This window comes from Pectobacterium brasiliense (assembly GCF_013449685.1).
In the GTDB taxonomy this organism is placed as follows: Bacteria; Pseudomonadota; Gammaproteobacteria; order Enterobacterales; family Enterobacteriaceae; genus Pectobacterium; species Pectobacterium brasiliense_A.
This window is the reverse complement of the sequence record NZ_JACDSF010000059.1, coordinates 2671-2927: the sequence shown is the minus strand read 5'-3', so window position 1 is coordinate 2927 and position 257 is coordinate 2671. Positions and strand designations below refer to the sequence as shown.

Below are 257 nucleotides of genomic sequence, written 5' to 3'. Positions count from 1 at the left end.
GGCAGCGGCTATGACAGCCGGATGCAGAACGTATCGTATAACAGCCAGAACGCCACCGTGGTGAAAACCCGCCCTGGCTACGTCACCACGCTGCTGTTTGACGACGATGAGACCGTGACTGACGCGCAAGCGGGTTTTCCCAAAGGCTGGACGGTGACGAAGAGTGATAACCGGGTAGGCGTCAGCCCGAACCCCATCACCCAGCCGGTGACGGACGCCAGCGGCAACAACGTCAGCCAGGTGTTCCTGCCCACGGC

Annotated in this window: 1 protein-coding gene; it reads left to right on the top strand. The window is 61.9% G+C overall.

The genetic code is table 11. The features are described 5' to 3' along the window. Nucleotides 1-257, top strand: a 257-nt coding sequence (locus tag H0248_RS19255; RefSeq protein ID WP_180787136.1) for a TrbG/VirB9 family P-type conjugative transfer protein, incomplete at both ends; no start/stop codon positions are given.